Here is a 19360-nt window from a genome sequence, read left to right as displayed (position 1 = left end):
CCAAGCCCTGGTCCCGGCCCGATGGGTCGCCGCGGACGAGGCCTACGGCAACAACACCCGCCTGCGGGCCCGGCTGCGGGAACTACGCCTCGGCTACGTCCTGGCCGTCTCCTGTGATCATCTCGTGCCGATCGACGGCGGTAAGACCCGCTGCCGCGCCGACCACCTGGCAGAGAACCTGCCCGCCACCGCGTGGACCCGGCGCAGCGCCGGCGACGGCTCGAAAGGGCCACGGTTCTACGACTGGGCCTGGCTGGCCGACGTCGGCGCTGACGGCGACCCCGACGACGACGGCCGGCACAGCCTGCTGATCCGCCGCAACAACACCACCGGTGAACTGGCCTTCTACCGCTGCTGGACACCCCGGCCGGCCACCCTCGCCCAGCTCGTCCGAGTGGCCGGAGTTCGTTGGATCGTGGAGGAATCGTTCCAGGCCGGAAAGGGTCAGGTCGGTCTCGACCAGCACCAAGTCCGCCGCTGGACCTCCTGGCACCGGTTCACCACCCTGGCTCTGGCCGCCCTCGCTGTTCTCGCGATCTGCGCCGCCGATGCCCGATCGGCAGACCGCCACGCTCAGCCCGACATGATCGAGCTGACCGTCAACGAGATCCGCCGTCTGATCAACGTCCTACTCATCCGGCCGACCCGCAGCATCACCTACCGTTTGCGCTGGTCAAACTGGCGACGCCGACACCAAGCACGAGCCCGACGAGCCCACTACGCCCGCCGCCTCAACCTCGAACTCCAACCATGATCACGAATGGCGGCTGCCGTACTAGCATCGGCAACGCGCGGATTTGCCGCGATCCGGGCGCGTGCGGCTTCGTGCATCGGGTAGCACGCCGTCTGTGGCTTCGTATGCAGGGGCTCGCCGGATGATCTAAGCGAGTGGTACGAGCCGTAGGCGCATGCACCGCCAACCCAAGCGTTTCCCGGTCACCGGGTCGGCGCAGCCGCGTCGGTCGAGCAGCCGTATCTCCGCGCGGGCCGCAGAGCTTTGATCGACGAAAGCCCGATGTCGGACTCTCTGGGGCCGGTGCGGACGCATCGACAGTTCGCTGGACTGGGGTTATGCCTGACAGATGAGCACCCACGGAGCGCCCCAGATCCATAGCGGATAGTCGTTTGGCAGGTCCGCTGTTGCATTTCCGCAGGTCGGTGTGATACAAACGCAGAGTACAGTTAGGCGGGTCGATCCTAAGCTGCAAACTTTTAATCCTTAGGTTCGGGGTTCGAATCCCCGGCGGCCCACTTCTGTGACCTGCGGCGGCCCTGTGCTGGGCGGCTCGAAGGACCCCAGTGCGCGCCGCGCCGACCGGCATCCGGCCGGCGCCGGACTGCCCTCCTGCCGGGTCCAGCCACGCGGCCGATCGATGCACCGATGACCCTTGTGGATTGCCATTTGTCGCACCGTTAACGCGGTGAGCGCCGCAGGATGATGGCGCTCGCCGATGACTAAAGCCGCGTTCGGAAGACGGCAGTCGATGCCCAGTTTGATGGATCACGTCTACGCGATCGATGTACATGACATCGACTTCGTGCCCGAAGGGGCGATCGGGCCCGATCAGTCAATCTCGTCGCTGGCGGTCCGTCACGCACCGAAAGGCAGAGATTGCCGTGAGAAGACGCTTTTTGATCCCGGCCACGGCGGCCGTGGCGGTGCTCCTCGCGGCCGTCGCCGGCCTGGCGTTGAACCAGCGCGGGGCGACGACACGCCCGCCGCCGCACCGCCGAGGGCCTGGGCAACCGGCGGGTACCCGATAATTTGGCCGCGGGAGAGCCGAGCGGCCCGGTCATCGCGGAGCGGGGTCGTCGGCGTCCGTGTCGAAGGAACCATGAAGCCGGTCCCGATGTCGCGGATCGCGGCGCTCATCGGGTGAGCCGTCGGGGGCGTCCGGCCAGGGGAACGGGGCCAGGTCGGGCGGAACCCAGCCGGTCCTCGCCTGCGGGCCGGCCAGCGTCGCCGCGCGGTAGAAGCGCATGAGAAGACGCTTGTCGGAAAGCGCGGGGTGGTGCTCCGCGAACGCGCCGAAGTCCTCGTCGCGGGTTTCGGCCGCGTGGTGCCCGACGAGTTCGACCCAGGCCCGGCTGACGGTCGCGTGGTATTTCTGGGGTGCGCCCGCATAGCGGGCGGTGCGCTGAATCCCGTCGCTGATCAGGTCGACGGCCGCGGGCACTCCGAACGTGTTCACGGCCAGCCACGTCAGGTGGAGGTGTTCCCGGTGGCCGAACCGTTCGGCGGTCGCCATTACCCGGGTCATCAGCTCTTCGAAGGCGGTGGTGGTCATGACGGCGGCTCAGTCAGGGCCTGCAGGGCGTGCCGCAGGGCGGCGATCTCGCCGGCCGGCAGGTTGCCCAGCGCGCGTTCCTCCAGGCGGTCGAATGCCTGGCGGATGGTGGCGGCGGTCAGGGCTCCGGTGGGTGTCAGGGTGATGACGACCACCCGGCGATCGCCCGGGCGGTTGCCGCGGGCGATGTGTCCGCGTCGTTCGAGGCGGTCCAGCACGCTGGTGAGTGTCGTGGGGCGGGCGCCGACGGCCGCGCCGAGTTCGGAGACGGTGCGGCCGTGGCCGTCGGCGAGGTTGGCCAGGGCGTTGATCTCGGAGGCGGTCAGGTCGAGATCGACAAGCTCGGCGGAGAGGATCTGCAGGGTGGCGTGGGTGGCCCGCTGCAAGGCGAGCAGGGCCGACCACTCGGGTTTCGAAGACTTCACGATATCGCAATATACGATCTCGAAGTATCTCTGCCAAGTGGGTTCGGGCTATCCGCGGTCCTGGCCCGGCGTCCCGGGCTTCGTGGCGAGGATTTCGCGGGCCTGGTCGGCGGCGCGGGTGATGCTCTCCGCGACGAAGTCGAGGAAGCGGGCGATGTTTTCCAGGCGGGCGGCGGCGGGGGTGCCGGGCCCGAGGATGTTGACGCCCTGCCGGGCGGTGCGCGCGAGTTCGGCGTTGGATCGGGCGGCGGCGATCATCGACTGATACCAGACGTCGTCGTCGACGAGGTAGCGTTCCCGGCGGCGTTCGTCGCGCTCGCGGCGGATGAGGCCCTGCGCCTCGAGGAACGTGATCGCCTTGGAGATGGACGCGGGGCTGACCTGGACGCGCTGGACGAGTTCGGCCGCGGTGAGGCTGCCCGCGTCGGTGGTGAACAGGCAGGTCAGGACCCGGGACATCATCTTGGGCAGACCCTGCTGCATCATCAGGGTGGTGAACACCTCTTCGTACTCGCGGACGGCTTCGGCGTCGCGTCCGTCCGCCTGCGCGGGCGGCTGCGTGCCCCGGGGGGCGGCTGGTTTGCGCCGGCGGGCGCGGCGCTCGGTGGCGCGGTGTGCCAGGTCGGCGCGGTAGGCGGCGGGGCCGCCGTTGCGCATCACCTCGCGGGTGACGGTCGAGGTGGGGCGGTCGAGACCCCTGGCGATCTCGGCGTAGGCGAGGCCGTCGGCCAGTCCCAGCACGATCTGCTGGCGTTCCTGCTGGGTGAGTCTGCCTCCCGGCACCGTGATCTCCCTCCGCGCTTTGCCCGACGGTCCAAGCATAGCGTTCACGTCTCGCTCAATGCAACGAAGTCCGCCGCGGTCGTTGCGTTAAAGGTAGGCTGTAGCAACGATATCCGAGCCTCCAACTGCCCATATATTGGTGTTGTGCAACAACGGCATTGCGCATTTTCTTGAACGCAACGTAGCGTTTTCGATGCAAGAAACAATGTATCGACCGTAGTCACTGACCCGGCGTCCACGCTGGACGCGGCGGGCAACGGCCGCTCAGTGAGCGTCGCGAGGCACGGCGAGAATCCTTCCGGCGTCGCGCCTCAGATCCCAGTGGTAGATCGTGAGCAGCAGCTGGCGGAGCGGGGCGTCATCCGTCAGCAGCGCAAGGATCAGCAACGCGCAGCTCAGGCAGAATTGAACGGCCGTGGTCCGCAGAAAAGGCGGCCGTTCCGGCACCAGGTGGGCATAGCGCACCGCGACGGCGTCCGTTTCGACGTCGGTGTGGCGCTCGCCCCGTTCGGCCAGTCGTAACACCTCGAGGCGGTCCGGAAGGGGACCGGCGCCACTGATCGTAGATCGCACGTCGTTCGGCCACGGCCGAGGATGGAACGGCAACGGCGGAGTGGTTGTCGCTGGTTGCGTACGCGTGATCCCGTCCGCTATTACGATCGCGATATGCCAACTCTTCTCGAACGTGGCGGCGAGGGGAACGCGCGATGAGCGCCGGCCCGCAGGCGACGTTCGTCGTCGAATACCCGTGTGACCGGTTCTGCCGCATCGAGGTCGAACTGACCGGTGAGCGCAACACCGTCACCCTGCAGCAGTTGCGGGAAAAGGCCGACGGGATGCACCAGCGCATTCACGAACCGGAAACCGCCGAAGCCGAAACCGAGGCCGAGGCGCCGGTCGCCGATCAGGAAGCGGTGCGGCGTCCCGCCGCCACGGTGTTCCGTTCGGCACCCGCACGCGGCGGCGACCGCCGGCGGTGAAAGGCGGCTGAGCCGGTGACATCATGCGGGAGGCGGAATCACCGAACCTGACAGGTAGCCGACCTCGGCCGATCCGGACGCGATTCGTGTGTGGTAACCCCAGCGCCGGAGGGTCTGCGCCATCTTCCCGGCGCCGGCCGGATTGGCGGAATGAATGTGGATGACGCCAATGTCGAACGGGCGTTCCTCGAACGCGGCCCGCTCCAGGACCTCGATGACCGGCCAGATCGTGTCATCCTCGCCGAGATCATGGTCGAGCCAGAGCTCATCGAGCCGCTGCTCCCGATAGCGATTCAGCATCAGAATCCCGGCCGCACTGGTCCGCGCCACCTCGGCGTTCCGGCCGTCGACGAATGAGCGCAGGTCGTCGACGAGAACGACGCGGACAGGCATCGTCATCACCCCTAGCCGAACGGGGGTCGCGTGTCGATTTCCATCCATCGCTCGGGGTGTTCGAACGGCTTGAACCCGGACCTCGCGTACACCCCGTGGGCGTCGAGGGTCGCCAGCACGATGCGCTTGATGCCGTGGCGCTCGGCCCACTCGATGCTCCAGTTGGCGAGCGTGCTGCCGAGGCCGCGGCCACGGTGGTCGGGGTCGACGTACACATCGCAGAGCCAGGCGAACGTCGCGCGGTCGGACACGATTCGCGCCACCGCGACCTGCCGCAGGCCGGGGGCGTAGAGGCCCACCGGGAACGAGTTGGCGAACGAGCGCTCGATCATGTCACGCGCGCGGCCCTTGGCCCAGTAGGCATCGGTGCTGATCCAGCGCACGACGCGGTCCAGGTCGAGGTCGGCCGGGTCTTCGCTTAGCCGGTAGTCGCTCACCCCTCCCATTCTCGCCGGAGGAATCGATCAGGGCAGTATCCAATTGTGGGGCCGTGGCGCCGGGTCACCTCACGGCCAGCCCGCTCCCGGCACGTCGACCCGGGTCGTGAGCACCCGGCCGCTGCCCGGTGTCACCATTTCGGACTCGGTCATGCCGCGCCAATCGGCGGCCGTGATGAACAGCGTCTGCCCGTCGGGGCCGCCCAGCGCGCAGGCGAAGCCGCCCCGGTCGAGGTCGATGCGCCGCAGCACGGTGCCGCCCTCGACCACGCGTACGCACCGCTTGTTGGGGACGTCGGCGTACCAGATCGCGTTCTGCGCGTCCGTGCAGATGCCGTCCGGCACACCGTCGCCCAGGTCGGCCCAGACCCGGCGGCGGGACAGGCCGCCGTCCGCGGCGATGTCGAAGGCCACCAGACTGTTGCGGTAGGAGTCCGCGACGATCAGCGTGGAGTTGTCGGCCGTCACCGTCATTCCATTGGGGAACGCGAGGTCGTCGGCCACCTGGCGTACCGAACCGTCCGCCGCGGCCAGGACGACGGAACCGGGCGCGAACGCCTCGCCGGCCAAGGGGTTGAAGCCGGCGCCGTTGACATACACGTTGCCGCGGCCGTCGGCCACGGCGTCGTTCCAGCCCGGCCGGCCGAGGTCGGCGTGGGTGGCCAGGGTGCCGTCGGGCTCGCGACGCAGCAACCGGCCGTCCGCCGACGACACGATCACCAGCCGGTCGTCCGGGAGCCACGCGGTGCACAGCGGCAGCGACGCCACGCGCGCGACCACCTCGGTGCTGCCGTCGAGGCCGACGGAGACGACCTCGCCGGCGGACCAGTCGGAGAAGTACAGCCGATCGCCGTGCCAGCGCGGCGACTCGACCAGGCCCCGGCCGGCAAGCAGCGTGCGCACCTCGTCCATTGCCATCCGTCAACATCCTCTCCGCCGCCCCGCCCGATGCCGGGTTTCAACCCTTACACGAACGGCCGCCGGTCAGATCGACAAACCCCCGCCGGCGGCCCTCGGGCATCCCGCTCGTCGGTTAGCGTCGCCGGCATGGACATCGATGCTGTCGAGCTTCGCTCGGTACGGGAGCCGGACCTGGACCTGCTTCGTCGTTTCGACACGGAGGTGGGCCTGATCGGCCCGAACTGGTACGGCTTCCGCGACGCGGGCAGGCAGCGCCGGCGCTTCGAGACCGACGGGTTCCTCGGCGCCGAGGACGGCAGGCTGATCGTGGCCGTCGAGGATGAGGTCGCCGGCTTCGTCGGCTGGAATCCGGCCGGTCAGGGTGCGGGCCGCTACCGCAGCATCGGTATCGCGCTGCTGCCCGAGTGGCGGGGTAAGGGCGTCGGCACCCGGGCGCAGCAACTCCTGTGTCGTTACCTGTTCACGCACACCACGGTCCACCGCCTCGAGGCCGGAACCCAGCCGGAGAACGAAGCGGAACAGCGGGCGCTTCGCAGGATCGGGTTCCGGCAGGAGGGCGTCCTGCGCGGTGCCGAGTTCCGGGACGGCGGATGGCGCGACATCGTCGTTTTCGGCCTGCTGCGGGGCGAGCAACCCGGCGAATGACGGTGACCGCGCAGCGGATCCCGGGGCACGGTGCCGGCCGGAGGGATCAGTCGACCAGGACGTACTGGTCGTGGTGCAGGCTCAGGTCGAGGGCGGCGACCCGGCGAATGGTGGCGGCGCTGTAGGTGATCGCCGCGGTGGAGACCGAGACGTCGCCGTCCTCGTCGCGGTCGCCCTGCATCTCGATGACGATCATGACGCCCGCGCGCAGGCCCAGGTGGTCGCGGGCCGCGGTGAGGCCCTCGGCGTACGGCTCGACGGCGTCGAGCAACTCCGAGACGACGTGCTCGGTGACGTATGTCTCGCGGGCCGGCAACTCGTAGTGCCAGCCGCTGAACCGCCGGGGCGTCCGGAAGCGGGGATGCGGGTCGCCGCGCCGCCAGGTGGCGGTCGGCTGGAGGCCCGCCAGCCGGGTCACCTCGTCCGGCTCGAAGGCCATCAGCGCCAACTCGTCCGCGGTGTACGGCGGGTCGCCCGTGACGACGTCGCGCTCCAGGTACAGGTACGCGCGCTGGGTGCAGCGCGCCACGACCGCATCGGTGTCAATCATTGCCGCGAGGGTAATCCCCGGCGCCGACGGCGTACAGGAAGGACCTTGCCGGACGGGGAGCGCATCAGGGGAGGAACGGGACGACCGGTGCTCTCGGTCCGGCCGGAACAAAAGGTCGCCGCCGCGGGTTGCAGCAATCGTGGCCGGGCCTGTCCCGGCCGTGAATCCCGAGGTGGGGAGGGCGGAGCGGCGCCCGGTCAACCTGACGCGAAAGCGGGTATTCGACGGCCTCCCGGTTGTGGCCCTCGCCAGGGCGCGCTACCTTTAGCGCAGTCGGGACCTGGACGTAGGCGGCACAGCCGCCCCTGGGAACCCATCGGCCGAGTATCAGAGACCGGCCCCGGCGTTTTCTTTTTCTTGAGTCGCACGGCTGCAGCCGATCTTCCGCAGCCTCGCTCGCGCGTATCCGCGCACCCCGAAATTGAGGAGTACCCCCATGACTGACACCGACGTTCGCTCCGGCGGACGCCGTAGCGCCCAGGTTCGTCGCCGGCCGTCCGGCACCGGGCCGCGCAACCGGCCGGCCGACAGCGGTCCCGGTGCGCCGGGTGCCGAGGTCGCGGTCGACGCCCTGCTCGACATCGTCGACGACAAGGCCTGGCTGCGTGCCGACGGCTATCTGCCGGGCCCGGACGACATCGCGGTGGCGTCGAGCCAGCTTCGGGCGCACGGCCTGCGCCGCGGCGACCACATCACCGGCATCGCGCAGGTGCCGAGCGGCCGCCGGCCGGCCACGCTCGAGGTGTCGTCCATCAACGGCGAGGACCCGAAACAGGCCGTCCGCCGCCCCGACTTCTACAAGCTGACCGCCCTGTACCCGCAGGAGCGGCTGCGGCTCGAGACCGAGCCGGGCATCCTCACCACGCGGGTCATCGACCTGGTCATGCCGATCGGCAAGGGCCAGCGCGCGCTCATCGTCTCGCAGCCGAAGGCCGGCAAGACGATGGTGCTGCAGGCGATGGCCAACGCGATCACGCAGAACAACCCCGAGGCGCACCTGATGGTCGTGCTCGTGGACGAGCGGCCCGAAGAGGTCACCGACATGCAGCGCTCGGTCAAGGGCGAGGTCATCGCGGCCACGTTCGACCGGCCGCCGACCGACCACACCGCGCTGGCCGAGCTCGCGATCGAGCGCGCCAAGCGCCTGGTGGAGGCGGGCCGGGACGTGGTCGTGCTGCTGGATTCGATCACCCGGCTCGGCCGGTCCTACAACCTGGCGGCGCCCGCCCGTGGGCGCACCATGTCCGGCGGCATCGACTCGACCGCGCTCTACCCGCCGAAGCGGTTCCTCGGCGCGGCGCGCAACATCGAGAACGGCGGCTCGCTGACCATCCTCGCGACCGCGCTGGTCGACACCGGATCCGCGATGGACACCGTCATCTTCGAGGAGTTCAAGAGCACCGGCAACGCCGAGCTCAAGCTCGACCGGACGCTGGCCGAGGCCCGGCTGTTCCCGGCGATCGACGTCACCAGCTCCGGCACCCGGCACGACGAGACGCTCGTCGCGCCCGCGGAGCTCGCCCTCATGCACCAGCTCCGCCGGGCGCTGAGCGGTCAGGACCGCAAGCAGAGCCTGCAGCAGCTCCTCGACCACCTGCGGACGACCGGCTCCAACGCCGAGTTCCTGCGCCGGGCCGCCCGCGCGTAGTGCGGATGCACCGGCCGGCCGAATGATCAACCCTGACACGCCGGATGTCCCCCGTCTGCGGTCCCGTTCCTCGGGGGAACACACCGGACGTTCGGCCAACTAACCTCCACGCTACGGACATTTCAGCTCACGGCCGGGCGAAGTGACTGGTCATTGGCTATTTCGTCATGCCAGGGTGTTCCTTGTGAAATCCAAGGTGTCCACCCGGGTGTACAACGCCGAGCAGACCGACGCGGGCTGGCGTTCCATGTCCATGCTGGTTCGGCTCGTGCAGCGGGGCGGCCACCCGGCGGCCGTGGCGCCGACGACCGAGCTGGGCTCCGGAGAGAAGCAGTACGGCTCCTTCCTCGTGGACGTGTCCGACTACTTCTCCACCAAGGTGGACTACTCCAGCAGCATCTTCGCCAGCGGTGGCCTCTTCTTCACCGAATACAGCACCGAGTGCGGCACCGAGAAGCAGGACGGCTGGCGCGGCGACCGGCGGCAGGCCGCGGTCGTCACCAGCCAGCGGCTGATGCTCGGCGGGACGTCGCTCGACTTCCGCTCGCTCATCCTGGTGCAGCCCAACCCGCTCGACTGGTCCGTGAACCTGTACTTCCAGGGCGCCCAGCCGATCATGCTTCGCGGTCCGTGGGTGCCGTGGATGACCGTGGTGATGTGTGCCGAGCTCTACGGCTCGCCCTGGCCGCCCGGGCACATCCCGGAGGTCGATGTGCCGATCAAGGTCATGTGCGAAAACGCGCAATAGCGCGCGCAGTGAGATCCTGCGAGGCTGAGCATTGTGTACGAATACGACCTGTTGGTGCTGGGCTCCGGGCCCAGTGGACAGAAGGCCGCGATCGCCGCCGCCAAGCTGGGCAAGCGAGTGGGGATCATCGACCGCCGCGACATGATCGGCGGGGTGTGCATCAACACCGGCACCGTCCCGTCCAAGACCCTGCGTGAGGCCGTGCTCTACCTGACCGGCCTGAGCCAGCGCGACCTCTACGGCAGCAGCTACCGGGTCAAGGAGGAGATCACGGTCAGCGACCTGGCCGCACGGACCCAGCACGTGATCACCCGCCAGACCGATGTCATCCGCAACCAGCTCGCCCGCAACCACGTCGCGATGCTGACCGGCACCGGCCGGTTCGCCGACGCGCACGCGCTCTGGATCGACGGCGGCGAGGGGCGCGACACCAAGGTCACCGCCGACAAGATCATCATTGCCGCCGGCACCCGGCCGGCCCGGCCGGACAGCGTCGACTTCGACGACCGGACCATCGTCGACTCCGACGGCGTCATCAACCTGCAGGCCGTGCCGCGCAGCATGGTGGTGGTCGGCGCCGGGGTGATCGGCATGGAGTACGCGTCCATGTTCGCCGCGCTGGGCACCAAGGTCACCGTCGTCGAGCGGCGCGACAAGATGCTCGAGTTCTGCGACGACGAGATCGTCGAATCGCTGAAATACCACCTGCGCGACCTGTCGGTGACGTTCCGCTTCGGCGAGGAGGTCGCCGCCGTCGAGCGGCACCAGACCGCCGCGCTGTGCATCCTCAAGAGCGGCAAGAAGATCGTCGCCGACACCGTCATGTATTCGGCCGGCCGGCAGGGGCAGACCGACGACCTGGCCCTCGAGGCCGCCGGGCTCAGCGCGGACCGGCGTGGCCGGATCGAGGTCGACACCAACTACCGCACCGCGGTCGACAACATCTACGCCGTCGGCGACGTGATCGGCTTCCCGGCGCTCGCCTCGACCTCGATGGAGCAGGGCCGGCTCGCGGCGCAGCACGCGTGCGGCGAGCCGATCCGCGAGATGCACGAGTTGCAGCCGATCGGCATCTACACGATTCCGGAGATCAGCTTCGTCGGCAAGACCGAGGACGAGCTCACCGACAGCGCGACCCCGTTCGAGGTCGGCATCGCCCGCTATCGCGAGCTCGCGCGCGGGCAGATCGTCGGCGACTCGTACGGGATGCTCAAGCTGCTGGTCTCGCCCGATGACGGCCGGCTGCTCGGCGTGCACGTCTTCGGCACCGCGGCGACCGACATCGTGCACATCGGGCAGGCGGTGATGGGCTGCGGCGGCACGGTCGATTACCTGGTCGACGCGGTGTTCAACTACCCGACCCTGTCGGAGGCCTACAAGGTCGCGGCGCTGGACGCGAGCAACAAGATCCGCAACATCACCCGGATCGACGGGTGATCAGTACACCCAGACCCGGGTCTTGAGCGGCAGCTCGTCGTTCTTCCAGAGCCAGTTCATGGCCGAGATCGACACCCGTGCGCAGCCGTGCGACGCGGCGTACGGCGGCACGCTGGACGCGCCGTGGACGGCGATGCCGCCGTTGAAGTACTTCGGCCGCCAGAGCAGGCCGAGCGGTGCGTGCCGCCAGCCGTCGATCTGCCGCGACACCCGGAACCTGCCGCTCGGGGTGTCGGCCAGGAACGTGCCGCCGTTCTGCTCGTAGTGCTCCATCGAGCCCGTCGAGGTGTTGAAGACCTGGCTGACCTCGCCGTCGTCGACAAGCATCAGCAGCTGGCGCTTCAGGTTGATCTCGACGACGCGACCGCTGGTGCTCTTCGCCTTGGGGCGTACGCCGTTGTCCAGGGCCTTCTGGGTCTTGCGGCCGACGACGCCGTCCCGGCCCAGGCCGGCCGCCTTCTGCAGCGCGAAGACCGCCTGCTGGGTCTGGCCGCCGAACTTGCCGTCCGGCTCGCCGTTCCAGTAGCCGAGCTCGGTCAGCCGCCTCTGCAGCGCCAGCACCTCGGCGCCCTTGGCGCCGTTCTTGAGCTTCTGCGGCTTCGGCTTTGCCGAGGCCGTCGGTGCCGGCTCGGCGGACGGCGGCGCCGTCGTGGGGGCCGAGGTGGGTGCCGTCGAGGGTACGGGCGCGGGCGCCGCGGCCCGATCGGAACCGCCGCTGTCACAGCCGGCGACCAGCGTGGCAGCGGTGATCACCACCGTCGCGAACGTCAGAGCTCTCCGCACCAGGCCTCCCTCGACCACACCATGGTCACACGCGAGAACTTCTCAGTATGGCCATGGTCCGTCAAGCGCGGAGCCGGAGGCCGCCCTGCCGCTGGGGTGGGCGGGGGCCTCCGGGCCTACGGTGCTACCGCGCGGTGAGCCGGAAGCTCTGCGCCGCGGTGCCGTTGCAGCTGTACTGCACGAGTTGCACGCCGTCGGCGGTCGAGGCGCCGGGCACGTCCAGGCACTTGCCGCTGTTGCGGTTCACGAAGTGATAGGTGCCGCCGGCCTCGGCGACCGGCTGCCACTGCTGGTTGTTGCCATCCGAGTACGACCAGGTCTGAATCGGCGCGTTGTCGGCGGCCGACACGTTGGTCACGTCCAGCGCCTGCGCGCTGTTGCCCCGGTTGTTGATCCGCACGTAGTTACCGCTCGTCGCGGCGAACTGGTACTGCTGCGCGTTGCTGGCGTTGCAGGTGTACTGCTGGATCGCCGTGCCGTTGACCGTGCCGGCGGCGCGGGCGTCGACGCACTTGCCGCTGTTGGCGCCGGTGACCGAATACCAGGCGGCCGGGTCGATCGGCCCGGTCGCCGGCGGCGTCGTCGGGGGTGTGGTGGTGGGCGGGGTGCCGGTCGCGCCGCCGAGCCAGAGCAGGCCGTTGATCAGCCACTGGTTCTGCTGGGCGCTCGCGAAGGTCGACGAGGTCCGGGTGTTGGTCTCGTAGTTCATCCCGTTGTGGCCGAAGTTCGTATACAGCATCTTGTAGTTCCTGTTGGTCCAGATCAGCGGGTAGTAGCCGCTGCGCCACTGCTGGTTCGGGTCGGTGCCGACCGGGAAGCTGGACGTGTCGATCGAGGCCAGGATGTCGATGTCCGGGTTCTGCCGCAGGTCCCGGCTCCACGAGTACCACTCGCTGACCGCGGAGGGGATCGTCGCGGGCAGGCCCGCCATCGACGGGTGGTTGCGGTCCTCGATCTTCAGCGTCTCGGCGGTCGGGCCCCACGTGTTGGTGGCGAAGTTGCCGGAGCCCAGGAACGTGTTGTGGTACCAGCTCCAGGAGTTCGCGTCGGTGGTGAACGCGCTGACGTGGAAGCCCATCCAGGCGCCGCCGTTCTGCATGTACTGCTGGAACGCGGTCCGCCGATCCGCGGGCGGCGCGTCGTCCAGGAACATGATGACCTTGTACTGGGCCAGGCTGCCGGCGTTGAGGCGGCTCCAGTCGGTGGTCGCCTCCCAGGTGAAGCCGTACTGCGCGCCGGCCCGGGGGAACCAGTCGCGGGCCTCGGCGTCGAAGTCGATGTGCGCGGCGTCCCAGGTGCCGTTGTAGAACGCCAGGACCTTGAACGGGGTGGCCGCGACGGCGTCGGTGGCGACGGCGACGGCGGCGGTGCCGGCGGTGAGGATTCCGAGCGCGGCCACGAGGGCGCGTCTGAGCAGTTTTCGAGCCACGGAATGTCCTTGGGGATGGGGGGCGGTGGGGGCGGCGCCGCTTGCTCACATCCTCGGTTATCGATGCCTTGAGCCACAAGGTTAACAAGGCTAATAGTTAATTTAAGTGCCGATGAGCTCCTTGATCAACACTGGGTCAGCGTGCCGAGACGCTGCGTGGATGGCAACTCGCCGCGCCCCTCAGGCGACCGGTGGATGCGGGTGTGAAACAGAATCAAGTACCCTTCGCCTATGTCATGGAAGGCAAGTGCCCGGCACGGCGTACGCGAGGCGCCCGCCGGCCTCGCCCTCCTGCAGGATCTGCTGAACACGCGGGCGTCCATGTCGTACGCCCCGGACCTGCTGGGAACCCCGGACGACGCGCAGCGGTGGCTGACCGACGCGCTCGGCACCTGGTCCCGGGTCGCTGGCCTGCCCGCGCCCGTGATCCTGCTGTCGTCGAGCGACATGCGCTCGCTGCGCCGGCTGCGCACGACGTTCGAGGGCGTCATCCTCGCCGGCGGCCGCAATCTTGAGCCCGACGGCGCGCTGCCCCCGGCCGACGTGCCGGTCAGCCTGGTGCCCGACGCCGACGGCTGGGTCCGGATGGTGCCCAGCGGCCGCGGCACCCGCTGGCTGGCCTCCGCGTTGTGGGCGGAGGCCCTGCTCGCCCAGCAGGCCGGCCTCTGGCCCCGGCTCAAGCTCTGCCACAACGTCGACTGCCGTGCGGCGTTCTTCGACACCTCCCGCAACAACAGCGGGGTCTGGCACGACGTCAGCACCTGCGGCAACACGGCGAACCTGCGGGCGTTCCGGGAGCGAAAGCGCCTGATGGGCGGTTCCGGCGGCCAGCTTGGCGGCCCCAGCGTGCAGCGCCCCGATCTGCTCTGACCCGGCGGGAACCAACGCCGCCCGGCGGGCGACTATGTGGGTATGGCGTGTGAGCGGTGGCGCGAGATGCTGTCTGCACAACTGGACGGCGAGGACGATCCGGCCGATCGGGCCCGGGTCGACGAGCATCTGACCGGTTGTGCGGGTTGCCGGGACTGGCTGGACCGGGCGGCCACGGTCAACCGGCTGACCCGTACGGGCCTGGTCGCGGACGTGCCCGACCTCAGCGCCGCCATCATCGCGGCCCTGCCGGCCGCCGGCGAGGGCGGGCGTCGCCGCGTGCTCGGCGTGGGGCGGCTCTACGTCGCGCTGGCCGCGGTCGGCGCCGTGCAGCTGATCCTCGGGCTGGCGCAGGTCGGCGGCGGCGCGAGCAGCCTGCACGTGCACTCCGGCCTGGACGCGACCCCGGGCCACCTGTGGCACGAGTCGGCGGCCTGGAACGTGGCCGTCGGCGCCGGCTTCCTCTTCATCGCCCTGCGCCGCAGCCGGCCCACCGGCCTGGTCCCGATGCTGACCGCGTTCGTGGGGATGTTGCTGCTGCTCTCGGTCAACGACCTGTCGGCGGCCCGGGTCGACGCCGAGCGGCTGGTCAGCCACGGCTTCGTGATCCTCGGCTACCTGATCGTCGTGGCGCTGTCGCGGGCCACCGGCGAGTCGGCCCGCCCGCCCGGCGAGCGGGCGGGTGGCGGCAACGGCTGGCACTTCGTCGAGGAGGACGGCGCCGGCGAGCCGGCGCTGCCCGGGCTCCGTCTCGTGCCGCGCGGCCCGCTCACCGCCTCCGCGGCGGTCCCGCCGGGCGGCGGGCGCAGGGCCGCCTGACCGGCGCGCCGCCGGGCGGCCGCGGTGGCCTCAGCGGGTGGGCGGGCGCACCGAAAGCTCGCGCCACTCGTCCGGGCCGACCAGCAGCGCGCGGACCATGTCGAGCGCGGCGTCCTCGCTGTCGTATTCGAAGAAGTGCGAGACGCCGTCCGCGCCGCCGGCCCGCTGCTCGACATACCACTGGTTGCCGCTGGTCCGCAGGTAGACGTCCTTGCGTGCGACGTTTCCCCATCTGCCGTTCCACCAGTGCTTACGCTGCTCCATCCCGGCACTGTATCGAACATCTGTTCGAACAGTGCCGGGTGGGGTTGATCTTTTCGAAGTCAGCGCTGCGGCGGGTACTGCTGGGGGTACTGCTGCTGGTGCCGGCCGAGGGCGTCGGCCGCCGCGTCGGGCGAGACCCGCTGCTGTACCAGCGCGTCGCGGATCTCGGTGAGCAGCCGGATCTCCTCGCTGGGGGTCGCGGGCGGCGGCTCCTCGCCGCGCCTGCGGCGCTCGGCGAGGCGGTTCAGCGGGTAGACCACGAGGAAGTAGAGGACCGCGGCGGTCAGCAGGAAGGTGATGACCGCGTTGACGAAGGAGGCCCATTCGAAGCGCACCTCGCCGACCGTCCAGGCGCCGGCGGTGGAGCTGCTGTTGCCGCCCATCAGCTGGATGAGCGGCTTCAGGAAGGCGTTGGTGAACGAGGCGACGACGGCGGTGAAGGCGGCGCCGATGACGATGCCGACCGCGAGGTCGACGACGTTGCCCCGCATGATGAAGTCTTTGAAGCCTTTGACCATGGACAAGAGTCACTCCTGCGCGTGAGCCGAGGGTTGCCGACGGGGGTTTCCCGCCGCCGGTCAGCGACAAACTACGCCGATCGGATCACATGCGAAAATTGGCAGGTGGCGCTCAGTCGAGCGCTGGCGCCTCGGCCGTCACGGCCTCGTCCACCGACGGGTAGGTGTGCAGCACCTCGACCAGCCCGCTGACCTCGAGGATGCGCAGCACCCCGCGCTGCGGTGCGGCGAGGCGCACGACGCCGCCGGCGTCGTCGGTGCTGTTTTTCGCCCGCACGAAGACCGACAGCCCGGTGGAGTCGCAGAAAGACACCTCGGAGAGGTCGAAGACCAGCCGCGTGCGTCCCTTTTCCAGCAGGTCGCTGATCTGGTCCTGAAGCTGCGGCGCGGTGGCCATGTCGAGCTCACCGGCCACCGACACGACGACCATGTCGCCGCGCTGTTCCGTTTGTACCGTCAGGGACATTCAGGACCTCCAGTTATGTCCCGAACGCTACTCCACGGCGAGCGGAGTGTGCAGAACGGGAGCGTGGTTGTGCGCGGAGATTTTAGTTGGCCTATGGCAAGTGCTGAAGCGCCCGGGTGACCGTACCGGAGAGACCGGGGTCGATCAGAGCTTGACTCGGCTATTCACTAAGTGAATAGTGGAGTCATGTCGACGTCGCATGTACTGCTGGGGCTGCTCTCCGCCGGCCCCCGGCATGGCTACGAACTCAAGCGGGTGCATGACGAGCGTCTGCCCCAGGCAAAGCCGCTCGCCTACGGGCAGGTCTACGCCACCCTCGGGCGTCTCGAGCGGGACGGGCTCGTCGAGCAGTCCGGCCAGGAGCAGGAGGGCGGCCCCGAGCGCACCTCGTACGCGCTCACCGACGCCGGCCGCGACAAGCTCACCGAGTGGCTCACCGCCGTCGAGCCGCCCGCGCCGTATGTGAACAGCGACCTGTTCGCCAAGGTCATCGTCAGCCTGCTCGCCGCCGGGGCCGCCACCGCGACCGACTACCTCGTCGCCCAGCGCGCCGCCCACACCTCCCGGCTGCGCGAGCTGACCGCGGTCAAGACGTCCCGCGACTCGTCCGCGGGGGACGTCGTCGCCGCCGACTACGCCATCGCACACCTCGACGCGGACCTGAGCTGGTTGCAGACCACGCTGCTGCGCGTCGCCGACCTGCACCGAGAGGTGAACGCATGAACGCACTGCTGACGGGAACCGGGCTGCATCGCTCCTACGGGCCGACGCTCGCGCTGCGGGGCATCGACATCGAGATCGGCGAGGGTGAGATCGTCGCCGTGACGGGTCCCAGCGGCTGCGGCAAGTCGACGCTCCTGCACTGTCTGGCCGGGATCCTCAAGGTCGACTCCGGTGCGGTGAGCTACCGCGACCAGGACATCGGGCTCTGGTCCGAGGCGGCCCGCTCCCGGCTCCGGCGTACGGACTTCGGGGTGCTCTTCCAGTTCGGCCAGCTCGTGCCCGAACTGACCGCCGCCGAGAACGTCGCCCTTCCGCTGCTTCTCGCCGGCTCGGGGCGGCGGGAGGCGCGGAAGTCCGCGACGATGTGGCTCGGCCGCTTCGGCGTCGGCGAACTCGCCGACCAGTTGCCCGGCCGGATGTCCGGCGGCGAGCAGCAGCGCTGCGCGGTGGCCCGGGCACTGGTCACCGATCCCAAGGTGCTCTTCGCCGACGAGCCGACCGGCGCCCTGGACGTGCTCACCGGCGAGCAGGTGCTCACCGAGATCGTGCACGTCGCCCGGGAGCAGGGCACCTCGGTCGTGCTGGTCACCCACGAGCAGCGGATCGCCGCGTACGCGGACCGCGAGGTCGCCCTGCGCGACGGCGTCCTCGACCCGACCGGCCTGGGCCTGGCGGTCCGCTCGTGAGGCCGTCGACGCTGGCCCGCCTGGCGGTCACGGGCGGGCGCACCGACACGCTCCGGATGACCTTCACCGCGGTCAGCTCCGCGCTGGCCGCCCTGGTGCTGCTCTGCGCCGCGGCGGTGGCCGCGGTGCCCGAACTGGGCGCCGCCGACCAGGGCTCCGACGCCTTCAACCAGCAGTACGCCAGCCCGCTGCTCCACGAGCCCGGCCTGCGGCCCGGCGTGGTGGCCACCCTGCTGCTGCTGGCCGTGCCGGTGCTGTTCCTGGCCGGGCAGAGCATCCGGTTCGGCAGCCCCGCCCGCGACCGCCGGCTCGCCGCCATGCGCCTGGCCGGGGCGACCCCCGGGCAGGCCGTCGCGGTGGCGGCCGCGGAGACGGCGGCCGCGGCGCTGCTCGGCTCGATCGTCGGCACCGGCGCCTACCTGCTGCTGCGGCCGTTGCTGGACCGGCGCAACGCCGACGGGCAGCTGTGGCTGCCCACCGACGTGCTGCCGTCCGCGCTCGCCTTCGGCCTGGTGCTGCTGCTGGTGCCGGTGCTCGCCGGGCTGATCGGCGCGTTCCTGCTGCGCCGGGTCATCATCACCCCGCTCGGGGTGGTCCGCCGCACCCGGTCGAAGCCGCCGCGCCTCTGGCCCGGCGTGCTGATCATCGTCGGGGTGTTCGCGCCGTTCGTCATCCGGCCGCTCGGCAACTTCCTGTCACACACGAGCGCCCGGCTCGACGCCGACCTGACGGTCGTGACCGGCTTCGCCGTGGTGCTGCTCGCCGTCGTCGGCGTGATCGTCGGCACCGGCTGGATCAGCTACACCTCCGGGCGCCTGCTGCACCGCTTCGGCCGCCGGCCGGCGATCCTGCTGGCGGGGCGCCAGCTCATGGCCGATCCGTGGAACGGCAGCCGCACGCTGTCGGCCCTGCTGGCCGCGCTGGTCGTCGGCGCCGGGGTGCTCGGCTACCGCGCGTACATGGCGACCGGGTTCGCCGCCAGTGCCGCGGCGAACCGGCTGGTGCCCGAGAGCGCCGGCTACGCCGCGGACGACGACTTCTATCTGAACTCCGTGGACCTCGTCAGGCTCGCCGTCGTCGCCGGGCTGGTCGTCGCGGCGGCGGGGATCATGGTGGCGCTCGCCGAGGGCATCGTGTCGCGGCGCCGGGCCTACGCGGGGCTGGTGGCGACGGGCGTACCGCGCGGGGTGCTGGGCGAGTCGCTCGCCTGGCAGACGCTGGCGCCGGTGGTACCGGCCATTCTCGTGGCGCTCACCGTCGGGCTGAGCCTGCTGCGGGGCATGGGCACGGAGGTCACCGCGGGCGCGGGCGGGACCTGCCAGGGCACCGAGGCGCAGTGCTCCGACCTGAACTCGCCGTACTGGCACAACTCCGACGGGGTGACGCTGCACGTTCCCGTACCCATCGGAGATCTTCTCGTGCTCGGCGGCGGCGCCTTCCTGCTCATGATGCTGGTCGTCGGGATGGGCCTGGTCTTCCTGCGCCGGAGCACCGACCTCGACGAACTGCGGATCGCCTAGGACGCGTGGCCCGGCCGGTCTCCGGCC

General features: G+C 70.0%; 23 protein-coding genes and 1 pseudogene. 11 read left to right on the top strand and 13 right to left on the bottom strand.

The features are described from left to right. Nucleotides 1-754, top strand: a 754-nt coding sequence (locus tag AB0F10_RS34405) for a transposase (protein ID WP_360634858.1), incomplete at its 5' end; no start/stop codon positions are given. Between the two features lie 1039 nt (nucleotides 755-1793). On the opposite strand, the gene AB0F10_RS34400 is transcribed toward AB0F10_RS34405, so the two are convergent. From AB0F10_RS34400 to AB0F10_RS34385, 4 genes are all read right to left on the bottom strand, one after another. Beyond that, nucleotides 1794-2288, bottom strand: coding sequence for a hypothetical protein (locus tag AB0F10_RS34400; protein ID WP_360634855.1), 495 nt, complete (start codon nucleotides 2286-2288; stop codon nucleotides 1794-1796). Next, nucleotides 2285-2713, bottom strand: a complete 429-nt coding sequence (locus AB0F10_RS34395; RefSeq protein WP_360634852.1) for a MarR family transcriptional regulator — start codon at nucleotides 2711-2713, stop codon at nucleotides 2285-2287. Before AB0F10_RS34395 ends, AB0F10_RS34400 begins: the two co-directional genes overlap by 4 nt. Nucleotides 2714-2761: 48 nt before the next feature. Next, complete coding sequence (locus AB0F10_RS34390) at nucleotides 2762-3496, bottom strand: helix-turn-helix domain-containing protein (RefSeq protein ID WP_360634849.1); 735 nt, start codon at nucleotides 3494-3496, stop codon at nucleotides 2762-2764. A gap of 264 nt (nucleotides 3497-3760) precedes the next feature. Beyond that, nucleotides 3761-4021, bottom strand: a complete 261-nt coding sequence (locus tag AB0F10_RS34385; protein ID WP_360634846.1) for a hypothetical protein — start codon at nucleotides 4019-4021, stop codon at nucleotides 3761-3763. A gap of 182 nt (nucleotides 4022-4203) precedes the next feature. Between AB0F10_RS34385 and AB0F10_RS34380 the strand changes: the two genes are divergently transcribed. Further along, a complete protein-coding gene (locus AB0F10_RS34380; protein ID WP_360634843.1) occupies nucleotides 4204-4476 on the top strand; it encodes a hypothetical protein in 273 nt (90 codons plus the stop codon). Between the two features lie 21 nt (nucleotides 4477-4497). On the opposite strand, the gene AB0F10_RS34375 is transcribed toward AB0F10_RS34380, so the two are convergent. Genes AB0F10_RS34375 through AB0F10_RS34365 form a run of 3 tightly spaced genes read right to left on the bottom strand, consistent with a single transcriptional unit; the run spans nucleotide 4498 to nucleotide 6224 of the window. Beyond that, on the bottom strand, nucleotides 4498-4869 hold the full coding sequence (locus AB0F10_RS34375; RefSeq protein WP_360634864.1) for a cyclic-phosphate processing receiver domain-containing protein: 372 nt from the start codon (nucleotides 4867-4869) through the stop codon (nucleotides 4498-4500). An 11-nt stretch (nucleotides 4870-4880) separates the two neighbouring features. Then, the gene (locus AB0F10_RS34370) at nucleotides 4881-5315 is read right to left on the bottom strand and encodes a GNAT family N-acetyltransferase (RefSeq protein ID WP_360634840.1); all 435 of its coding nucleotides are present in this window, start codon (nucleotides 5313-5315) and stop codon (nucleotides 4881-4883) included. Between the two features lie 60 nt (nucleotides 5316-5375). Beyond that, a complete protein-coding gene (locus tag AB0F10_RS34365) occupies nucleotides 5376-6224 on the bottom strand; it encodes an SMP-30/gluconolactonase/LRE family protein (RefSeq protein WP_360634837.1) in 849 nt (282 codons plus the stop codon). A 129-nt stretch (nucleotides 6225-6353) separates the two neighbouring features. On the opposite strand from AB0F10_RS34365, the gene AB0F10_RS34360 reads away from it, so the two are divergent. Next, the gene (locus tag AB0F10_RS34360) at nucleotides 6354-6872 is read left to right on the top strand and encodes a GNAT family protein (RefSeq protein WP_360634834.1); all 519 of its coding nucleotides are present in this window, start codon (nucleotides 6354-6356) and stop codon (nucleotides 6870-6872) included. 46 nt (nucleotides 6873-6918) lie between these two features. On the opposite strand, the gene AB0F10_RS34355 is transcribed toward AB0F10_RS34360, so the two are convergent. Continuing rightward, nucleotides 6919-7422 carry a DUF4279 domain-containing protein gene (locus tag AB0F10_RS34355; RefSeq protein WP_360634831.1) on the bottom strand — a complete coding sequence of 168 codons (504 nt, stop codon included), beginning with the start codon at nucleotides 7420-7422 and terminating at the stop codon, nucleotides 6919-6921. 439 nt (nucleotides 7423-7861) lie between these two features. On the opposite strand from AB0F10_RS34355, the pseudogene rho reads away from it, so the two are divergent. The 3 genes and pseudogenes from rho to sthA form a co-directional block, all read left to right on the top strand. Further along, nucleotides 7862-9070: pseudogene (rho, locus tag AB0F10_RS34350) on the top strand (transcription termination factor Rho); the annotation flags it as partial. A 184-nt stretch (nucleotides 9071-9254) separates the two neighbouring features. After that, entirely contained in the window at nucleotides 9255-9818 is a 564-nt protein-coding gene (locus AB0F10_RS34345) for a hypothetical protein (RefSeq protein WP_360634828.1), read from the top strand. Nucleotides 9819-9851: 33 nt separating this feature from the next. Continuing rightward, a complete protein-coding gene (sthA, locus tag AB0F10_RS34340; RefSeq protein WP_360634825.1) occupies nucleotides 9852-11255 on the top strand; it encodes a Si-specific NAD(P)(+) transhydrogenase in 1404 nt (467 codons plus the stop codon). Here the strand turns inward: sthA and AB0F10_RS34335 are convergent, their stop codons facing one another. Next, complete coding sequence (locus AB0F10_RS34335) at nucleotides 11256-12038, bottom strand: peptidoglycan-binding protein (protein ID WP_360634822.1); 783 nt, start codon at nucleotides 12036-12038, stop codon at nucleotides 11256-11258. 124 nt (nucleotides 12039-12162) lie between these two features. Then, the gene (locus tag AB0F10_RS34330) at nucleotides 12163-13467 is read right to left on the bottom strand and encodes an RICIN domain-containing protein (RefSeq protein WP_360634818.1); all 1305 of its coding nucleotides are present in this window, start codon (nucleotides 13465-13467) and stop codon (nucleotides 12163-12165) included. Between the two features lie 231 nt (nucleotides 13468-13698). On the opposite strand from AB0F10_RS34330, the gene AB0F10_RS34325 reads away from it, so the two are divergent. Further along, nucleotides 13699-14337 carry a CGNR zinc finger domain-containing protein gene (locus tag AB0F10_RS34325; protein ID WP_360634815.1) on the top strand — a complete coding sequence of 213 codons (639 nt, stop codon included), beginning with the start codon at nucleotides 13699-13701 and terminating at the stop codon, nucleotides 14335-14337. Between the two features lie 42 nt (nucleotides 14338-14379). Next, nucleotides 14380-15156 (top strand): zf-HC2 domain-containing protein, encoded by a 777-nt coding sequence (locus AB0F10_RS34320; RefSeq protein WP_360634812.1) that lies wholly within the window; start codon nucleotides 14380-14382, stop codon nucleotides 15154-15156. 30 nt (nucleotides 15157-15186) lie between these two features. Here AB0F10_RS34320 and AB0F10_RS34315 read toward each other — a convergent pair whose 3' ends face one another. From AB0F10_RS34315 to AB0F10_RS34305, 3 genes are all read right to left on the bottom strand, one after another. Beyond that, nucleotides 15187-15420: a hypothetical protein gene (locus AB0F10_RS34315; RefSeq protein ID WP_360634809.1), complete on the bottom strand. Its 234-nt coding sequence runs from the start codon at nucleotides 15418-15420 to the stop codon at nucleotides 15187-15189. A gap of 59 nt (nucleotides 15421-15479) precedes the next feature. Then, on the bottom strand, nucleotides 15480-15938 hold the full coding sequence (mscL, locus tag AB0F10_RS34310; protein WP_360634861.1) for a large conductance mechanosensitive channel protein MscL: 459 nt from the start codon (nucleotides 15936-15938) through the stop codon (nucleotides 15480-15482). 112 nt (nucleotides 15939-16050) lie between these two features. Next, the gene (locus tag AB0F10_RS34305; protein WP_360634806.1) at nucleotides 16051-16404 is read right to left on the bottom strand and encodes an STAS domain-containing protein; all 354 of its coding nucleotides are present in this window, start codon (nucleotides 16402-16404) and stop codon (nucleotides 16051-16053) included. Between the two features lie 186 nt (nucleotides 16405-16590). Between AB0F10_RS34305 and AB0F10_RS34300 the strand changes: the two genes are divergently transcribed. From AB0F10_RS34300 to AB0F10_RS34290, 3 genes are read left to right on the top strand one after another with little or no spacing between them, the layout of a single operon-like run. Beyond that, nucleotides 16591-17127, top strand: coding sequence for a PadR family transcriptional regulator (locus tag AB0F10_RS34300; protein WP_360634803.1), 537 nt, complete (start codon nucleotides 16591-16593; stop codon nucleotides 17125-17127). Next, nucleotides 17124-17813 carry an ABC transporter ATP-binding protein gene (locus AB0F10_RS34295; RefSeq protein WP_360634800.1) on the top strand — a complete coding sequence of 230 codons (690 nt, stop codon included), beginning with the start codon at nucleotides 17124-17126 and terminating at the stop codon, nucleotides 17811-17813. Before AB0F10_RS34300 ends, AB0F10_RS34295 begins: the two co-directional genes overlap by 4 nt. After that, on the top strand, nucleotides 17810-19333 hold the full coding sequence (locus AB0F10_RS34290; protein ID WP_360634797.1) for an FtsX-like permease family protein: 1524 nt from the start codon (nucleotides 17810-17812) through the stop codon (nucleotides 19331-19333). The genes AB0F10_RS34295 and AB0F10_RS34290 overlap by 4 nt, the downstream gene beginning before the upstream one ends. Nucleotides 19334-19360: the final 27 nt, after the last annotated feature.

This window comes from Actinoplanes sp. NPDC026623, assembly GCF_040638275.1.
Taxonomy (GTDB): Bacteria; Actinomycetota; Actinomycetes; order Mycobacteriales; family Micromonosporaceae; genus Actinoplanes.
Note: the sequence above shows the minus strand (reverse complement) of the source record. Positions and strands in the feature narration are given on the sequence as shown.